This window comes from Bowmanella denitrificans (genome assembly GCF_039522935.1).
GTDB lineage: Bacteria > Pseudomonadota > Gammaproteobacteria > Enterobacterales > Alteromonadaceae > Bowmanella > Bowmanella denitrificans.
The window spans coordinates 158,640-177,232 of record NZ_BAAAEI010000012.1 but is presented as its reverse complement, the minus strand read 5'-3'; the positions used below and the strand labels follow the sequence as shown (position 1 = coordinate 177,232).

The 18,593-nt window shown below is 51.3% G+C and carries 18 protein-coding genes; 8 read left to right on the top strand and 10 right to left on the bottom strand.

Translation table 11 applies throughout. The features are described from left to right. Positions 1–19: 19 nt before the first annotated feature. On the top strand, positions 20–928 hold the full coding sequence (locus ABD028_RS11800) for a LysR substrate-binding domain-containing protein (RefSeq protein ID WP_102794699.1): 909 nt from the start codon (positions 20–22) through the stop codon (positions 926–928). A gap of 248 nt (positions 929–1,176) precedes the next feature. Continuing rightward, entirely contained in the window at positions 1,177–1,956 is a 780-nt protein-coding gene (locus tag ABD028_RS11795; RefSeq protein WP_343845069.1) for a substrate-binding periplasmic protein, read from the top strand. Between the two features lie 28 nt (positions 1,957–1,984). Here the strand turns inward: ABD028_RS11795 and ABD028_RS11790 are convergent, their stop codons facing one another. Beyond that, entirely contained in the window at positions 1,985–2,806 is an 822-nt protein-coding gene (locus ABD028_RS11790; protein ID WP_343845068.1) for a LysR family transcriptional regulator, read from the bottom strand. A gap of 129 nt (positions 2,807–2,935) precedes the next feature. On the opposite strand from ABD028_RS11790, the gene ABD028_RS11785 reads away from it, so the two are divergent. From ABD028_RS11785 to ABD028_RS11765, 5 genes are all read left to right on the top strand, one after another. After that, positions 2,936–4,111, top strand: a complete 1,176-nt coding sequence (locus ABD028_RS11785) for an acyl-CoA dehydrogenase (protein WP_343845066.1) — start codon at positions 2,936–2,938, stop codon at positions 4,109–4,111. 18 nt (positions 4,112–4,129) lie between these two features. Further along, positions 4,130–6,355, top strand: a complete 2,226-nt coding sequence (locus ABD028_RS11780; protein WP_343845064.1) for a dehydrogenase E1 component subunit alpha/beta — start codon at positions 4,130–4,132, stop codon at positions 6,353–6,355. After that, positions 6,355–7,395 carry an ACP S-malonyltransferase gene (locus tag ABD028_RS11775; RefSeq protein WP_343845062.1) on the top strand — a complete coding sequence of 347 codons (1,041 nt, stop codon included), beginning with the start codon at positions 6,355–6,357 and terminating at the stop codon, positions 7,393–7,395. Before ABD028_RS11780 ends, ABD028_RS11775 begins: the two co-directional genes overlap by 1 nt. 327 nt (positions 7,396–7,722) lie before the next feature. After that, on the top strand, positions 7,723–8,526 hold the full coding sequence (locus tag ABD028_RS11770) for a PEP-CTERM sorting domain-containing protein (RefSeq protein ID WP_343845061.1): 804 nt from the start codon (positions 7,723–7,725) through the stop codon (positions 8,524–8,526). Positions 8,527–8,691: 165 nt separating this feature from the next. Continuing rightward, positions 8,692–10,233 carry an amidase gene (locus ABD028_RS11765; protein ID WP_343845060.1) on the top strand — a complete coding sequence of 514 codons (1,542 nt, stop codon included), beginning with the start codon at positions 8,692–8,694 and terminating at the stop codon, positions 10,231–10,233. Positions 10,234–10,288: 55 nt separating this feature from the next. Here ABD028_RS11765 and ABD028_RS11760 read toward each other — a convergent pair whose 3' ends face one another. Further along, positions 10,289–11,311 carry a WD40/YVTN/BNR-like repeat-containing protein gene (locus ABD028_RS11760; protein WP_343845059.1) on the bottom strand — a complete coding sequence of 341 codons (1,023 nt, stop codon included), beginning with the start codon at positions 11,309–11,311 and terminating at the stop codon, positions 10,289–10,291. 16 nt (positions 11,312–11,327) lie between these two features. Continuing rightward, on the bottom strand, positions 11,328–12,383 hold the full coding sequence (locus ABD028_RS11755) for a peptidase M42 (RefSeq protein WP_343845058.1): 1,056 nt from the start codon (positions 12,381–12,383) through the stop codon (positions 11,328–11,330). A gap of 156 nt (positions 12,384–12,539) precedes the next feature. Between ABD028_RS11755 and ABD028_RS11750 the strand changes: the two genes are divergently transcribed. After that, positions 12,540–12,854, top strand: a complete 315-nt coding sequence (locus ABD028_RS11750) for a cupin domain-containing protein (RefSeq protein WP_102794689.1) — start codon at positions 12,540–12,542, stop codon at positions 12,852–12,854. Between the two features lie 136 nt (positions 12,855–12,990). Here the strand turns inward: ABD028_RS11750 and hemB are convergent, their stop codons facing one another. From hemB to tatA, 7 genes are read right to left on the bottom strand one after another with little or no spacing between them, the layout of a single operon-like run. Further along, positions 12,991–13,980, bottom strand: coding sequence for a porphobilinogen synthase (gene hemB, locus ABD028_RS11745; protein WP_343845056.1), 990 nt, complete (start codon positions 13,978–13,980; stop codon positions 12,991–12,993). Continuing rightward, the gene (locus ABD028_RS11740) at positions 13,973–15,856 is read right to left on the bottom strand and encodes a sensor domain-containing diguanylate cyclase (RefSeq protein WP_343845054.1); all 1,884 of its coding nucleotides are present in this window, start codon (positions 15,854–15,856) and stop codon (positions 13,973–13,975) included. Before ABD028_RS11740 ends, hemB begins: the two co-directional genes overlap by 8 nt. Continuing rightward, positions 15,840–16,634 (bottom strand): TatD family hydrolase, encoded by a 795-nt coding sequence (locus ABD028_RS11735; RefSeq protein ID WP_102794686.1) that lies wholly within the window; start codon positions 16,632–16,634, stop codon positions 15,840–15,842. Before ABD028_RS11735 ends, ABD028_RS11740 begins: the two co-directional genes overlap by 17 nt. A 2-nt stretch (positions 16,635–16,636) precedes the next feature. Then, complete coding sequence (locus ABD028_RS11730; RefSeq protein WP_102794685.1) at positions 16,637–17,173, bottom strand: hypothetical protein; 537 nt, start codon at positions 17,171–17,173, stop codon at positions 16,637–16,639. Beyond that, the gene (gene tatC / locus ABD028_RS11725) at positions 17,170–17,913 is read right to left on the bottom strand and encodes a twin-arginine translocase subunit TatC (RefSeq protein ID WP_102794684.1); all 744 of its coding nucleotides are present in this window, start codon (positions 17,911–17,913) and stop codon (positions 17,170–17,172) included. Before tatC ends, ABD028_RS11730 begins: the two co-directional genes overlap by 4 nt. Beyond that, positions 17,914–18,213: a Sec-independent protein translocase protein TatB gene (gene tatB / locus ABD028_RS11720; protein ID WP_102794683.1), complete on the bottom strand. Its 300-nt coding sequence runs from the start codon at positions 18,211–18,213 to the stop codon at positions 17,914–17,916. 2 nt (positions 18,214–18,215) lie between these two features. Next, complete coding sequence (tatA, locus tag ABD028_RS11715; protein ID WP_102794682.1) at positions 18,216–18,452, bottom strand: Sec-independent protein translocase subunit TatA; 237 nt, start codon at positions 18,450–18,452, stop codon at positions 18,216–18,218. Between the last annotated feature and the right edge of the window lie 141 nt (positions 18,453–18,593).

The following is an 18,593-nucleotide window of genomic DNA, read 5'->3' as shown; positions in this document are numbered from 1 at the left end:
TTTGGGATAACTTTAACTAATGGATAAAAGACTGAGGCATTTACCCGCTTTACGCTGCTTCGATGCGGCCGCCCGCCACCAGAGCTATCGTCAGGCTGCCGATGAGCTAGCCATTACGCAGGCGGCGGTAAGTCAGCAAATCCGGGCTCTGGAAGAGGGGCTTGGGGTTAAGCTGTTTTATCGTGAAGGACGGCAAATGCGTCTGACGGCGCGTGGTCGCACTTTGGCCAAAGCGGTGGAGCTAGCCTTTTCACAATTGCTCAAAGGCTTCAATCAGGTGCAATGTGAAGAGGAAGCCGGCGTGTTGACGGTAACCACAACCGGATCTTTTGCGTCCATGTGGCTGATGCCCAGGCTTTGGAAGTTTTCCGTGCTGTATCCGGATATCTCCATCCGGGTCATGGCCTCACCTCAGGTAGAAGATTTACGCCATGGCGATATTGATGTGGCTATCCGCCAGGGAGATGGTGTGTGGAGCGAACTCTGTCAGGAGGTGCTAATCAGCGATCCGGTGTTTGCCGTATGTTCCAGACGCATGGCAGATGAGATGCAATTGACCCATCCCAGTCAGGTGAATGGGTGTTTGCTGGTGGAGGGACATGATCCTGGCCTATTTAGTTGGCAGAACTGGTTTAGCCTGGCTGGGATTCATTTCGACCGTAAACAATTGCGTTGGGTGGAGGTGGCGACCTGGGAAATGTGCATTAATGCGGTAGCGGCTGGTCATGGTATTTGTTTATCCACTGCAACACTGGCCGGAGAGATGATTCAGCGCGGTGTTCTGGTCAAGCCGTTTGAGATTGAAATTACTCCCGGGCCGACATTCTCCATATTGCATAACCCGGACTCACCCAGATTAGCGCGAATTCAGATATTTCGGGACTGGCTCAGGCAGGAATTAGCGGCTGGCAGCGCCAAGTCAATCTAGAAAGAAGAAGTCTGGTTAGTAAGGTTTGTTTTTTCATACCTATAAGGGCACAGCAACACAATATTACCATTTGTTTCTTTTCGGAATTCGCTATGCTGGCTAAGTTCGAAATGCCCTTTGATAAAAGGGCAAAATGGCAGGATTGCCAGTAAGCTTAATAATAAGAACAGCCTAGGGGACTCAAGTTATGTTTGGCGATAGCATCGCATTCGATACGCACCTTTCCCTGATAGCGGCGTAATAGCAGAATGCGCCTGTTGCTAATCTTGTGCCTGATAGCAGGTCCGGGCCTGGCTCAGACGTTCTGCCCACACCCCATAAATTTGGTTTTCAGTGGTGACTGGTACCCGTATTTTTATCTGGACAAGCAAGGGCAATACAGTGGTAGGGACCTGGAGTTATTGCGCAAAGGCCTGATGCGAATGGACTGTGAACTGGCAATTTTGCATCTGCCTGAACGTCGTATCAGTGCCGATTTGCTTAGTGGTCGTGTCGATGTGGCAATTGCCGCCACCCTGACGGAACAGCGGCAAAAGCAATTTATGTTTTCTATTCCTTATCGTTTGCAAACCATTGTATTGGTATATCGCAAGTCCGACCGTCAAACAGCGGCGCTGGATACCATATTAGATCTGGTGCAGCAGAATAAGCTTGTTGCGTTAAACCGTGGTGGTTGGTACGGACATGAGGTTGCAGCGGTGCTTGATTCCAAATGGGCGAGACAACTGATGCATGTTGAAACCTTTGCATCCCGTCTCGAACTTCTCAGGCGAGGCAGAGTGGATGCATTTATTGATGACAAGGATACCGTGCTGGCGGAAATGCAGCGAAATGGTTTGACGGACCTTGCTCTGATAACAAGGCCCCTGGATATAGCAGAGCAGCACTACATGTTCAGTAAAATCAACCTGGACGAGGCTTTCGTTACTGAATTTAATCGCCAGTTATCAATTATCATGGGTGAACGCCCACCCAAATCGGCACGATTCAGCCCACTCCATCCTTTGCAAAGTGTGCCTGCACACTGAAGGCTTTTGTTAGCGGATAAAATCGTCTTTAGCCGCGTGCCAGCAATGTGCCTAACAGCTGAATAATGTCGTTGTCGCGCCGCCAGGCCAGGCCAATTTCGCGGCTTTGTTGCAATTCCTGTAAGGGCCTGAACAGTACATCCTGCTGCGCCAGTTCAGCATGGACCGGGATCAAGGCGCACCCTACTCCGGCACTAACCAGGCCCATGGCATATTCTATGGTTTGAATACGGGCACGGATATCCAAGCCAATGCCGGCCTGACGCAACAGTGTTTTCAGGTTGTTCCAGGCTTCGCACGGGGTACGCTGGATAAATGCAATGTCGGCCAGATCACTGATACAAATCTGCTCCTGCAGGGAGAGCGGATGACCCATAGGGAGTGCAAGTTGGTAGTCCTCCTGCCAAATCGGGTGAAACTTCTCTCCCGGTATTAGTAATTCGCGGGTAATAATGCGTGCATCGCAGGCTTCTTCCGGTGGGACCAGGGTTAATTCCAGGCTGTCCCTGGCGGCACAAAATTGTTTCAGCAGGGCACTCATGCGAGCCACGCCCAGCCCCTTAATCAGGCCCAGACGAAACGGTTCTTTTACCTGACTGCCGCTGAACATGGCTTGTATCGCATCGGCCTGGCCAAGCAATTGTTTAGCCAGTGGATACAACTGTTCGGCCGCATCCGTGGCGCGGACTCCGCGCGCATGGCGCACAAAGAGCGGCCGCCCTAATTCATCCTCCAACTGCTTTAATGCCGCTGACAATGATGGCTGTGCAATAAAGCGACTGCGCGATGCCGCACTGAAGCTGCCCTGTTCATACACTGCTACAAAATGTCCAAGAACTCGCAAGTCCATGTTTTACCTTAATAAAGCCAAAATCAAGCTATAGCTAAATACTATAGCTATTAAAGAAATTTGATACTATTGCTTTATCTGAAATCGGCCTATTATCGAACAGTTAACAACTATTTAGCAGGTGTATATATGTCTCGTCCCGCTTTCAACTGGCAAGATCCGCTGGCCCTGGATTCCCTTTTATCCGAAGAAGAGCGCATGGTACGCGACAGCGCGCACCAGTATTGCCAGGAGCAGTTACAGCCCAGGGTACTGGAAGCCAATCGTCAGGAAATCTTCCATCGTGAAATTATGAATGAACTGGGTGAACTGGGCCTGCTTGGCGCGACATTACCCGAAGAGTACGGCTGCGCCGGGGTGAACTACGTTACCTATGGTTTGATTGCCCGTGAAGTGGAGCGTGTCGACAGCGGCTATCGCAGTGCCATGAGCGTACAGTCCTCTCTGGTGATGCACCCTATCTATGCTTATGGCAGCGAAGCACAAAGGCAAAAATACCTACCCAAGCTGGCTACCGGCGAGTGGGTGGGGTGTTTTGGCCTGACCGAGCCTAACGCGGGATCCGATCCGGGCTCTATGGCCAGCCGCGCGACGAAAGTAGATGGCGGCTATCGTCTGACCGGCACCAAAATGTGGATCACTAACTCCCCCATCGCCGATGTGTTTGTGGTGTGGGCCAAACTGGACGGTGAAATTAAAGGCTTTGTGCTGGAAAAAGGCATGGAAGGGCTGAGTGCACCAAAGATTGAAGGCAAGTTCTCTCTGCGTGCGTCTATTACCGGCGAAATAGTGATGGACAATGTGTTTGTGCCAGAAGACAACCTGCTGCCTAATGTCAGTGGCTTAAAAGGCCCGTTTGGTTGTTTAAACAAGGCGCGCTATGGCATTGCCTGGGGAGCGCTGGGCGCTGCCGAATTTTGCTGGCACGCTGCGCGCCAGTACACGTTGGACCGTCAGCAATTTGGGCGCCCCCTGGCGGCTACCCAGTTAATACAGAAAAAACTGGCTGACATGCAGACTGAAATCAGTATTGGCCTGATGGCCTGTTTGCAAGCAGGCCGGTTAATGGATCAAAACCTGCTGGCACCGGAAGCTATCTCGCTGATTAAACGCAATTCCTGCGGTAAGGCATTGGACATCGCCCGCATTGCCAGGGATATGCACGGCGGCAACGGCATTGCCGATGAGTTCCATGTTATCCGCCATGTGATGAACCTCGAAGCGGTGAATACCTATGAGGGCACCCACGACGTGCACGCTTTGATTCTGGGGCGTGCGCAAACCGGGCTTCAGGCGTTTTCTTAAGCCCAGTAGGAGGTTGCTATGCTGGATCGCAACGCCATAGTCAGGCATAACCTGCTGCGTTGGCTGGAAGACGATAATCTGCCACAGTCGGTATTGGATGTCTCTCTGGCCGAAGCAGGCCTGACCGATTGTCAACTGGTGGATTTATTTGAAACGCAGGTGATGAGCCGCCATCTGGATTTGCAATCCAGACAGATGCAAAAACAGGGCAAGAGTTTCTATACCATAGGCAGTGCAGGACATGAAGGCAACGCGGCTATCGCCGCCGCTCTGCGCATTGATGATATGGCATTTCTGCATTACCGCAGCGGCGCCTTTGCTATTCAGCGCAGTAAACAAAAGCCCGGCACGACGCCGCTTTACGATATGCTGCTGTCCTTTGCAGCCAGCAGCGAAGATCCAATATCCGGTGGTCGGCATAAAGTGATTGGCAGCCATGAGCTGTTTATTCCGCCACAAACCAGCACTATCGCCTCACACTTACCCAAAGCCATGGGGGCCGCCTATAGTATTGGCCTGAGCAAGAAACTAAATACGGCCACCAAGCTGCCGGATGACGCTGTGGTGGTATGCAGCTTTGGCGATGCCTCGGCTAATCATTCCACCGCGCAGGGTGCCATTAACGCTGCCTGCTGGGCGTCTTTTCAGTCTATTCCCATGCCGCTTATTTTTATCTGTGAGGACAACGGCATCGGCATTTCTACCGCCACGCCGCAAGGTTGGATCCACGCCAACTTTGCCAATCGTGCCGGGCTGGAATACCGCTATTGCGACGGGTTGAATCTGCTGGATACCTATCGCACCGCCAAACAGGCGGCCGATTGGGTGCGGAAACGCAGAAAGCCGTTGTTTTTGCATGTTCGTACCGTGCGCTTATTGGGCCATGCCGGTTCTGATTCGGAGTTTGCCTATCGCAGCCAGGCCGCCATTGAAGCCGCAGAGCGCCAGGATCCCATTGCCTACAGTGCCAGCTTACTGCTGAATAATAAGGTGATGACGGCCGGGCAAATTGCCGAGCTGTACCTGCAACTGGAAAGCCGTATTGCCCGCATTAGTGACGTGGCGGCAGCGCGTCCGAAACTGACCAATCCTGCCCAGATTAAAGCATCTATTGTACCGCCCAGGCTTGAACTGCCTCAGATAGCGGAAATTGACAAGTCGCAGCGGGACAGCTTGTTTGCCCATGAAAAACACAATCTGGCCAAACCCCAACATTTAGCCAAGCTGATCAATTGGGCATTATTGGATTTAATGGCCCAGTACAAAGAAATTGTGATGTGTGGTGAAGATATTGGCCGTAAAGGTGGGGTGTACAATGTCACCGCCAAACTCTGTGAAAAGTTTGGCTCGTCACGGGTGATTAACACGCTGTTGGACGAACAGTCTATTCTGGGCATGGGTATCGGCATGGCGCACAACGGCTTGTTGCCGATCCCTGAAATCCAGTTTCTGGCTTATGTGCATAACGCCGAGGACCAGATTCGCGGCGAGGCGGCCACCCTGCCGTTTTTCTCTAACGGACAGTATGCCAACCCTATGGTGATTCGCATTGCCGGGCTGGCTTACCAAAAAGGCTTTGGTGGTCATTTCCATAATGATAACTCCTTTGCCGTGTTCCGCGATATTCCCGGCTTGATTCTGGCCTGCCCCTCCAATGGTGCCGATGCCGTGGAAATGCTGCGTGAATGTGTGCGCCTCGCTCGCGAGGAACAGCGCCTGGTGGTGTTTCTGGAACCCATTGCTCTGTATATGAAAAAGGACCTGCACGAAGAGGGTGACAACCTGTGGTCATTCCCTTACGTGCCGCCCGCCGATGCCAAACCTATTGCCCTTGGCGAGCCCGGTGTGTATGGCAGCGGCAAAGATCTCTGTATTATCAGTTACGGTAATGGCTACTACCTTAGTCGCCAGGCCGAGAAACAGTTAGCCGAGCAAGGTATCCAATGCACAGTGATTGATTTGCGTTGGTTAGCCCCGCTAAATCAAAGCGCTATCTTGCAGCAGGTTGCTGGGCACCAGCAGGTATTGATAGTGGACGAATGTCGGCAAACCGCCTCTATCAGTGAAGCCTTAGTCACTATGCTCAGCGAACATCCAGCGGGGATACACAATATTCAGCGGGTCTGTGCGCAGGACTGCTTTATCCCACTAGGCAGTGCCAGCTATGAAGTATTGCCCAAAACTCAGGACATTGTTAATGCTGCCCTTAACATGCTTAATAAAACCATAAGAGAGGCCAGCTGATGACCAAACAAACTGCTGTGGTCATTTGCCCCGGACGGGGCACCTATAACAAGGAAGAGCTTGGCTACCTGGGTCGTTATCACAGTGACAAACAGGCCATGCTGGATGTGATTGACCAATACTGCCGCAGCCAGGCACAGCCGAGCGTGACAGAATTGGACGCCATGCCTGCCTATAAGCTGCCCGTACATACGGCTGGCGAAAATGCCTCTGCCCTGATTTACGCCTGTGCACGTGGCGACTTTGCCGCCATAGACAGGAACAAATACGACATTGTTGCTGTGACTGGTAACTCCATGGGCTGGTATATCGCTCTGGCGATGGCCGATGTGTTAAACCAGCACAGCGCTATTGAACTTATCAATACCATGGGGTCAATGATGAGTGGTGGCTTGATTGGCGGCCAAATGATTTACCCCATCACAGATGACAACTGGCATGAAGATAGTGCGCAGAAAGCGCAAATCCTGCAATGGATGACAGAGGTGAGTCAGCAGCCTGGCTGCCAGGTGTATCCCTCCATCTGGTTTGGCGGCTATCTGGTTTTAGGCGGCAATGAAGCCGGACTAAAAGCCATGGAACAACGCCTGCCCAGGTTACAAGACCGCTACCCTATGCGCCTGTATAATCATGCCGCTTTTCACACGCCATTATTGCAAAGCGTGTCAGACAAGGCCTTTGCAAGGCTGTCACAGAATCTGTTTCAAAGGCCTGCATTGCCCTTGATTGACGGTCAGGGGCGGATTTGGCAACCCCACAGCACCGACATGACGGCATTGTATCGTTATACCTTGGATACTCAGGTGGTTGCGCCTTATGACTACAGCAAGGCCATTGAAGTGGCGATTAAGGAGTTTGCCCCAGATAAGCTGATTATTCTTGGCCCCGGCGCTACATTAGGCGGCGCGACGGCTCAGGTGCTGATCAAGCAGAACTGGCACAACCTGAGCGATAAACAGGGCTTTATCCAACGCCAACAACAGGATCCACTGATTCTTGCCATGGGCATGGAAGCACAAAGGAGCCTGGTCAGCCGCTAAGGCTGCGCCAGGCTGTACATTCCTCTGGCATTTAACCTTCGTGCGTCTGGTTACCCTTAAGCGCAGTGCTCTTCTGTCAATATTTTTTACGCTGCAGTCAGCTTTCTTTCGCCAGTTTTTCTATCTGTATGAAAAACATAGATAAAACTGAAGGGCACAAATATTGCTATATCTCTGCCAGTACGGAATATTTTATTATTTCGTTATCTTGTCAAGGATGCACGCCATGTAAAGTGGCTGGCCAATCTCCCAGTTGGTTGTTTCGAATATGTCGAAACAGGTTTGGACGGCGCCCCTAACCTCAAAAAAACCAGTAAGGGAAAAAGCATGAAAAAAACAGCAATAAAGACACTGGCCGCAGCAACGCTGCTGACTGCTGCAGGTGCAAATGCGGCAATTATCTATGATGGTAATGTTACGCCCGATGTTATTTTTGGTGGCGGCAATGCCAATGGTAGCTATACCATAGATCGAGATAACGGTGTCGAACTGGGTTTGCGTGGCAAGCTGCGTCATAACGGCAGTGGTGCACCGGAGAACACCTTTAACAGCAACGGGGATGGCACCTACAGTTTCGATGCCGGCGTTGCTCCTACACAGAGTTTTCCCACTGCAGTGTGGAGCTTTGAGTGGTCGATCAATACTGACTACACAGGCAACAACCAACTAAAACTGGCCGATCTTAGCTTTGTGCTTGGTTTAGACACGAATCCCAGTCTGTCGACTGCCTTTACCACTTTTGATCCTATTCATGCCAACAACCCAGGCTCTGGCAATGTGTGCTGGGACCATTCTTTGGGTGATAATGCCACGGCAAATGGCGCAGGGGTTGAAACCAACTGTGGCTTGGCTACAGCAGTAGCAGACTATGCTACCAATCTGACCGACTACCATGTTGCGCAAAATTCCTGGAAACCCCACTGGTTTTTCCCGGTATTTGACCCCACTGTGGATGGTACTTACAACATATTCCTGGCAGCCATGAATACTGCCGGGCAGGAACTAGCCAGAACCGAGATCCAGATTATCGTGGGTCAGGGCGGCAGCGCTGAAGTGCCAGAGCCAGCTACCTTGCTATTGATGCTTGGCGGGCTCCTGGGGTTAAGCCGCAGGTTTGCTAAAAACGGCTGATCCTTGTCTTTGTGGCGCACAGGCTCAGGCTTGTGCGTCAATAATTGCATACACAATCCCTGCTTTCCCTACCACACGCTTTTACTTCCCGCTATTGCCTGAGCCCGCTCTCTAGGTTTTGATAATAGACATTATCATAATAAATCAAACAGTTAAGGAACCTTGATGAGTCTTAGAATATGGCTTGCCGCAATGCTACTGCTGCTAAGCGCCTGTGCATCAGTTCGCGACTATACCCCCTTAGTGTTGGAAGCCAGTGCACCACAATTGCAGCAACTGATGTCCGGCGGGGAGCTGACCAGCGAGCAACTGGTGAATTTCTACCTGCACAGGATTGACCAGTATGACGACCAGGGGCTTGCCTTAAATGCGGTAATCAGCCTGGACCCCAGTGCAATCAGGCAAGCCAGAGAACTGGACATTGAGCGGCAGCAAGGCCGTGTGCGAGGCCCCCTGCACGGTATTCCGGTGCTGCTGAAAGACAATATTGATAGTCTTGGTGTTGCTAATACCGGCGGGTCAGTGCTGCTTAAAAATAATCTGCCGGCCGATGATGCATTCCTGGTGAAAAAGCTGCGTGAGGCTGGGGTGATCATTCTGGGTAAAGCCAATCTCAGCGAGTGGGCAAACTTTCGCTCCACTCGCTCAAGCTCCGGTTGGAGTGCCATGGGCGGACAAACTCGTAATCCCTACGACATCAGCACCTCGACCTGTGGTTCAAGTTCAGGTTCAGGTGCTGCCGTGGCAGCCAACCTCACTGCCATAGCCGTGGGCACGGAAACCGACGGCTCGTTGGTTTGCCCCGGGGCCATGAATGGCATTGTCAGTATCAAGCCGACATTGGGCTTGATTAGTCGCGACGGCATCATTCCTATCGCGCACAGTCAGGACACTGCCGGGCCGATGGCCCGCACTCTGACCGACGCAGTACTGTTGCTCGAAGCGATGCAAGGGCCGGACAGCGCCGATGCTGCTAGCTATGCCGACCACCGTGATTTTAGCCAACACCTGATAAGTACTGGATTGGCAGGTAAGCGCATCGGTGTTGTACGTAGTCTGATGGGCTACCATGCCTTGCTGGATAACGTGTTTGAACAACAACTGGACGTATTGCGTGAACAGGGCGCGATACTGGTGGATACCCATTTGGAAAACCAGTGGGGAGATGATGAATTTACGATACTGTTGCATGAGTTCAAACGCGGGATTACCGAGTATCTGGCGGGCACGTCATTACCCTATCGCAGCCTGGCCGACTTAATTGAAGCCAATAAGGTTAACCAGCTTGAGGAAATGACAATTTTTGCTCAGGAATTGTTTGATATGGCTGAGGCTCGCGATACGACGCAGGAGCCCGAATACCTCGAAGCCCTGGCGCGTGCCAAGCGCCTGGCTGGTGAAGAAGGTATTGATGCGCTGCTGGTCAAAGATAAGCTGGATTTACTTATTGCGCCAACCGTTGGACCAGCCTGGAAGACTGACCATATCAATGGCGATCATTATCTGGGGGCCGCCAGTTCTGCCGCCGCTGTGGCCGGGTATCCACATATCACCATACCTATGGGGTTTATAGAAGTGCCGGGTAGCCCGGCACTGCCTGTAGGGATGAGCTTTTTCGGTGCGGCGAAATCAGAGCCGGTGCTTATCGAGGCGGCGTTCGGTTACGAGCAAGCCAGCAACAAACGCCGCCCTCCGACATTGAACTAATATCCATCAGGGCGCCACAGTATCTATCAGGGTACTACTTAGGCGCCTTTGATTATTACTTGATCTGACTGATCTTTAGTATGCCAATACGGCCATCATGGCCTGCACCGACAAAGGTTTGCTGATCCGCCGCCAAAGTATAAAAGCCCTGGTCAGAAAATGCCTGCCAGTTGGATCCGTGATCATAGGAGATGTCTGTGCCGGTCTTGCCGGTAGCTAAACAAATGGCATTGATACAGGCCATGGCCGTGCGCAGCCCCCGCTCACCAGTTTGGATCAGCTCGGCACCTTCTGAAGTAAGCTTGGCCAGATTGGGATATTTGCCCGGTCTGTCCTGATAATCCCCGCCCAGGGCAAAGGCTTCATTTTTGCTGTTCAGGCCAATAGCATAAGCCCCACCGGTTTGTCCCTGGTTGTGGATAGGCAGTTCAACACGTTGCCAATGTTCCCCCGCATCCTTGGAGTGATAGGCCGAGGCCGAAAAGCCACCAGTGGCAATCCAGACATTTTGCTTATCCTGGATTTTCAGGGTATTGCCGCTGGCCGCAAAGGCTGCTTCCTTGTCGAGTATCTCTGGTAGTTGTGCCTGGCTGATGCGTCGCCAGGTTTTACCACCGTCGGAGGTTTTCATCACCATATAGAAGCCGTCAACAGGGTCGCCCAACAGCAGACCATGGTCCTGATCCCAAAAGTCGATAGCATTGAAAAAGCCCTTGGCGTGCTGATTTTGCAACCACAATTGCCAGCTTTCACCACTATCAGTGCTGCGGTAAATACGTGAACTTTGGCCAGGCCCCACCGTCATGGCCAACAGGCTGCCATCGGCAAATTGCTGTAAGTCGCGAATATCCCCGTTGGCTTCGGCCGTAATCGCCGCCGATTGCCAGCTTTGACCACCATCCAGACTCTTGTACATCTGCCCTTGCGTACCTGCAACCCACAACTGCCCATAAGCTGCACTGCTGGCCCGCAAGGATGGGGAGTCAGGTAGGGTATGTATTTGCCAATCCAGGGCTGATACCTTAGCTGTTATCAACAAGGCTAACACCGTTAAGGTTAATGCGCTTCTTTTCAGCATCGTGACTCCCTCAGGCTCAATGTAATTCGGCAATACGTTTTAACACAGTAAGAAATGCCTGGCAGGAAGCGATGGAGGCGGTTTCTTCCATAGTGTGATAACCCGTGGTCGGAATTTGCAGGGTTGAACCTGTTACCACCCCATTCGAGGCGGCGATAATTCTGCCCATTTCTGTGCTGCCATAGGATTGCGCTGATAAACCTTGTGCCACCAACTGCGCATTTTTCTGGTCTATGTATTCATCCTTATAGCTACAGGTATGGCCATACACTTCGCAAATAGCCTGAAGTTGTTCGGTCAACAGCGGATCAAAATCGGCGTTGGCGTCTTTATGGCGTAACACCAATTGCTGCTTATCTGCCTCTACACGATCTGGATAAGGGCTGGTATCCACCACAATCAGTCGGTTGGTACTACTGCCAAAGCGTCGGAACCATTCCAGCAGGTAACGCCAGCTTTTTCCTGCTTCTTCCTGGGCGGTAAAAAATGCCGTACCTTCAAAACCCTGACTAAACAAATGGACCAGAAATGCTGCAGTCAGCACATTGTCCAGCTGGCCGCTGATGGTATCGTCACGCACCGTCAGACGGTCGGCAAAGGCCACGGGGGTGCCTGCTACCAGGTGTTCCATACCTTCAAGGGTGAAGATCAGGTTATTGCGTCTTTCACATACATAACTTTTGGCGATGTGCCCTTTGCCCCGGTAAGCGCCGGACCAGGGCTCATAAGCCATCACCGGCGTGGCATCAAAGCGATCAACAATTTTGTTGATCAGCTGTTCCGATACCGAATTGCCCAATAAATCCGAGCGGTTACCCGCTACAAAAGCGGCATACTGAAATTCATTGGGGCCGGTGCAAATCAGGCCATGGCGGTCGATATGAGCGGAGAACATGGCGGAGAAAGGCTTGCTGCCTTGTGCCACCAGTACGCCTTCATACCAGGTGACCTGGGCGCCTCGCTCTTCCAGCTCTCGTTGCAGCACCCGAAAAAAACTATGCTCGGCACCGACCACACTGGGTTCGCGAATCAGGGTTTTTAGCAGATCAAAAACGTCATTTAATTCAGACATAAGGGGGCAATCCGAGCGATTTTCTATACCCACTAGCATACTGATAATCGGATAAAATGGCAGCAGATTAATCGAATGGAAGCGTCGCTAATGCCCTGTGTTGGGTTCCAGATGAGATAGTGCTAAGGTGGTTCAAACAACAAAAAGGAACATAATGTGGCGGGAAAATATCCAGATAAAATTCGGCAATTGGAGCTCTACGATGGGCGATTCGATGCATATCGCTTAAGGGCTCAGGGCGCAGAGGTTCTGTTTGCATCATACCAGGCTGGAACCCAGATCCCCCCGCATCAGCATGAAACTGACAACTACGGGGTGATTATTCGGGGGGAATTGATCCTGACCATGCAAGGTGAAACCCGTCGTTTCGCTGTTGGTGACTGGTATCATGTACCAGCCAATACTGAACATGCTGCCAGTTTTGCAGTGGAAACCGACGAAATCGAATTCTGGTTTAATGACCGAAGCTAATTCAGTACAGAGTGGCTAGCGATCATTGTTGGGTTGAAGCCCAACCCACAGTGGGTCAGACTTAAGTCCGACAGAATTTAAGTCGTCATTTGGCAGTCATCAGTTGTCGGAGCGTGGGAGCAAGTCCAACGGCCAACTAACGAAGCAACTGCGCCGCCTGTTTGGCAAAGTAGGTCAGAATACCGTCAGCACCTGCCCGCTTGAAAGCCAGTAATGATTCCATTATCACCGCCTCCTCGTTGAGCCAGCCATTGGCGAACGCTGCCTTATGCATAGCGTACTCACCACTGACCTGATAAGCGAAGGTCGGCACGCCGAATTCCTGCTTGCAGCGCTGAACGATATCCAGATATGGCATACCGGGTTTAACCATGACCATGTCCGCACCTTCGGCGATATCCTGGGCGATTTCGCGCAGTGCTTCGTTGCTGTTAGCCGGATCCATTTGGTAGCTCTTCTTATTACCACCCTTAATGTTAGCCGCTGTGCCCAATGCATCTCTGAATGGTCCGTAATAGCTAGAAGCATATTTAGCCGAGTACGCCATAATGCAGGTGTTGACGTGGCCCTGCTGTTCCAGCGCCTTGCGGATCTGCCCGATTCTGCCATCCATCATATCCGAAGGGGCGACAATATCGGCACCGGCCTCGGCATGCGACAGCGCCTGCTTAACCAGCACTTCGACGGTTTGGTCATTGACGATATAGCCATTTTCATCCATCAACCCGTCCTGACCATGAGAGGTGAAAGGATCCAGTGCTACATCGGAAATCACACCCAGATCAGGAACAAACTCTTTCAGGGCGCGAATGGCCTTTTGCGCCAGACCATCTGGGTTAAAGGCTTCGCTGGCACATTCTGATTTCAATTCTGCAGGTGTGACGGGAAACAAGGCAATAGCGGGAATGCCCAATTCAACCAGCGCTTCTGCTTCTTTGAGTAACAGGTCTATGGACATCCGGCTAATGCCTGGCATGGAGGGAATATCTTCGCTGCGATTTTTTCCTTCCAGTACAAACATAGGGTAGATCAGATCCTGTACCGACAGGCGCGACTCAGCTATCAACTGACGGGTAAATTCGTTTTTACGGATACGACGGGGGCGAACCCGAAGAAAATCAGACATGGGAAGACTCCTGAGAATAACTACGTATTTGATTACGGCCGGCCTGTTTGGCTTGATAAAGTGCTTGATCGGCCTGGCTCAGTAAGGCCATTTCATCGCCATCCATGCTCACGATGTTGCTGGCAAAGCCACCGCTGATAGTCAGGTGAATTGCACCTGCTGGTGTGTGTACGGGGGTGTCTTGCATCGTCTGACGAATCTGCTCCAGTAGCTGCCAGGCACCATCTGCATCGGTATTGGGTAGCAGTAGTGCAAATTCTTCACCACCATAGCGACACACATCATCGGCCGGGCGGCGCAAATGGTCGGCAATCAGTTTTGCCACCATACGGATGCATTCATCGCCAACTAAATGGCCGTATTGATCATTGATGCTTTTAAAGTGATCGATATCCAGCATGGCCACACTGAATTGGGTTTGTTCGCGGCGACTGCATCGTATCTCGGCAATATATTTTTTATCAAAGTAACGGCGATTGCGAATACTGGTCAGGGCATCCTGGGTATTGCGTTCTTCCAGCTCACGGTTCTTTTCTGACAGTTCACGCAGGGCAATCTCCAGCTCAAGGGTACGCTCCTGAACACTGTATTCCAATTCCTCCTGAGCCTTCTCCTGCATCTCCCTGGACTGTTTTGCCTGCTCCAGCGCCAGGCTTTGAGCCGCAAAGGTTGCCTCGCGTTGCTGGTTATAGTTGATCGCTAATACCAAAGCCAGCAGTATGGATTCGATCAAGGCGCCCACCATCAGCAGGTAATGAGAGCCGATGTTGAGATCTATCAAATCGAGATTTTCCAGGCCAGCTACCAGTGCACTGATCAGCAGGGTAAACCAGGCTAGCGCATAGATCCTGGCGATTTCAATGCCCTTTCCCGACAGCCACAAGGCCAGACCACAGATGTAAACCACACTGACCATCAGCACCAGTAAAAACACTTTGATCATCAGCCAATAAGGCAAGAACAGCCCCAATAGCAAGCCAGCCAGGTACAGGGCCGCACAGACGAGCAATCCTCTGTCCAACCATTGGCCGTATTTTCGCACCTGCAACAGCTCGCGGGTAAATATGATGGCAAAGCCCATGGTGGCATTGGCAAATAACACTACACTACGTCCCTGCAGCCATATGTCCTCTGGCCACAAGTATTTATAACCAATGCCATGCAGGGTCAAAAGGGTCAGACTCAGGAACACCACATAACCGCAGTACACCAGAAAATTGGAGTAGCGGGTGGTAACAAAAAAGAAAAAGTTGCTTAATGCCATCGCTGCCAAAACGCCAAAGAAGCAACCCATCAGCAGGTTGTGCTCACCGGCGTACACCAAGTACTGTCCGGCATTCCACAGATTTAGCGGCAGTTTCAGTGAACCACTGGTTTTGGCGCGAATAATCAGGGTAATAGGTTCGCTGCTATCTGGTACCGGAAACAAAAACTTTTCGGTGCTGATGTCCCGACTGCGAAATGGCAGCGTGTCACCGGTAACATAATCACTCAGCAGCCGCTGTCCTTGAAAGAACCATACCTCCAGCTCGTCCAGCAAAGCATAGTCAACTTCCAGTAGCCATTGATCTCTGGCGTCGAGTTGTGGGAGCTGCAGCTTCAGCCACAAGGGAGCACTGCGCATACCAAAAGATAGCTGCTGGCTTTGTTCTGTTTGCCATTGCAGGTTGCTGCTTTGCAGCACTTCGTCAATACCAAGTGCTTGACTGTCGTCTAGCAGAAATTCTACACCACGTCCTATGCTTTGCAGAGGCTGGGTGCCGGCCACCGCCTGCATCACTTTGATAGCGGCAACAAACACGATTAATACCGCCAGTACACCGTACAGCCACAGCCAACGGCGTCTTAACTGAATACCGTTAAGACTGTCCATCATGCGGCTCCTGGCCGAAAAGTGTCTGACTATTGGTAAAGCTGCTGGTAGCAAGTTGTGCTAGTGGGATACCCGTTAAACTTGCCAGCTCTTCTGCAATAAGCGGCAGATGACAAGGTTCGCAGCGCTCAATGCGGGGCCTGACATGACGGGGTGCCAAATAAGGGGCGTCGGTTTCCAGCATCATGCGGGCTGGGGGTAAATGTGCGACCGCTTGTCGTAGCTCTGTGGCCCGGCGCTCATCGCAAAGCCAGCCAGTTATGCCAATATACAGGCCTAGATCCAGATAGGCTTCCATCTGCTCACGATTGCCGGTAAAGCAATGGGCCACACCGCCGGCTAAATGTGGACGAAAGCGTTTCAGAATCGCTATTTGCTCGTTAAAGGCATCCCGTTCATGCAGAAATACCGGCTTCTGTAACTCTACAGCCAATTCAAGTTGTTGCTCAAAAACCCTGAGCTGGTCTTCACGAGTCGAAAAATTGCGATTAAAGTCCAGGCCGCATTCCCCTATCGCTCTGACCTGCGGCTTCTTGGCAAGTTGCCGCAGTTTGTCGACAAAGTCTGGCTGTACACTGCCGGCATAATGTGGATGTACACCGGCAGTGCTGAAGAGTTGATGCTGCTTGGCTAGTTGCCAGGCTGAATGACTTTCCTGCACATCCGTGCCGGTAATCAACATCTGACAAACCTTATTTTGTCTGGCGCGCGTCAGAACCTGATCCAGATCGGCACTGAACCTTTTGTTGGTCAGATTAACGCCAATATCAAACCAGGTCATGCTTACTTGATACGTTTGACCCGTATCTTACGGTTGGCTTCATCGGAACTCAGGAAAAATGCCCCCAGCATGCCACGCTCGATATATAGCTGGCCATTTGGAATGGGGAAGTTGCCGGAGTCGGACTGTTTCCAGATTTGCCCGTTGGTCAGGGTCAGAATCAGTTTGCCATAGGCATCCTGGTCTTTGGACTGTAGGGTGACATAGATTTTATCTTCTTCATTTTCCGGTCTGGTGACATGCTCAAGACCAAAGTTCTGCTCCTGGCTAGTTGTTTCAACTGTCTGTTGTGTTGGCAAAGGGCCATCTTGCCTCGCCGACTGGCCGCGAACCTGGCTGATGGCCTGATGGGTGGATAATACCCTGTCGCCGCCTTCAAATTGGCTGGCATCTTTGGCGACTTTGTCGTAACAGACTAAACGCTTCAGGCTGTTTTGCTCTTTTGTGCAAGCCTGTAATGCTGACGCCAGCGTTTCAGCCTGGGCAAAAACGCCCAAAAAACAAAAAGGTAAGGCCAGAAATAATTGTTTTATTTTCATGGTGAATCCTGATGTTCCACGTCCTGGTCGGGTCGGTAATAGATTGCGCCAGCCAGTACGCCAAGTTCAAACAACAGCCACATGGGCACGGCAAGTAAGGTTTGGGAAATGACGTCCGGTGGTGTTAGAAGCATGCCAATAACGAACACGCCAACCACCACATAAGGGCGTTTTTCCTTCAATTGCGCCGGGCTGGTCATACCGGTCCAGCACATCAGTATGATGGCAACCGGGATTTGAAATGACAGGCCGAAGGCAAAAAACAGTTTGAGTACAAAATCCAGATAACTGTTGATATCTGTACTGATGGTAACCCCTTCAGGCGCAACACTGGTAAAAAAAGCGAAAGCCAGAGGAAACACCACATAATAGGCAAATGCGATACCGCCATAGAACAGTAAGGTACTGCAAACCAACAGCGGTGCTATCAGTTTCTTCTCATTGCGATATAAGCCCGGAGCGACAAATCCCCACACCTGATACAGCACTACGGGAATGGCGATAAAAAACGACAGTACCATGGTGAGTTTAAAGGGCGCAAAAAACGGTGACGCGACATCGGTGGCAATCATTTGTGCACCCTTTGGCATCACCGACAACAAAGGGGTCGCCAATAGGTGGTAAAGATCCTGGGCAAAGTAGGCCAGACTGATAAATACCAGCAACACTGCCAGCAGGGCTTTTAATATGCGGCTGCGCAGTTCTACCAGATGACTGAAAAGGGTTTGTGAGTCTGACATCTATTCTTTTTGATAGGGTTTTTGCACCGAGTCGGCCGCTTCACGCAATGTATCTACCGAATCCTTCAGTTCTGGTGACAAATTTTCCAGATTCTGCTGCTCGGCCTTCTTCAGGTTGTCATGCAATTCCTGAATTTTCAGTTGTTGCTCCATTTCCTGTTTGAAGTTGCTGGCCATAGATCGAATACCGGAAATTGTTCTGCTGGTGGACCTGATAGCGCCAGGCAGGCGTTCGGGGCCCAGCACCAGCAAGGCCACTATACCTATCACCAAGAGTTCCCAGAAGCCGATGTCGAACATAATTATTTTTGTTGTTGTTTATCTGCTTGGTTACTGGGCTGATTGTCAGCCTTATTTTCCATTTTCTGCTGAGGAAAATCAGCATCCTGCTCTTCAGTTTTTTCGTCAGTTACGGCCTTCTTAAAGCCCTTGACCGCTGAACCCAGGTCACTGCCCAGGGTACGCAACTTCTTGGTGCCGAACAGCAATACGATGATTGCGAATACAATCAACAATTGCCAGATACTAATGCCACCCATGCTTTACTCCCGTTTAACACTTTTGCGGCTATTATACGTAGGTTGGACAAAAGGTCACTGCATTTGATCCTGCGGTGGTTAGTGGTCATGCTTGTGAATAGGCATTGTTGAAAAGGAGCAGCTTTGAACTGTCCAAGGATT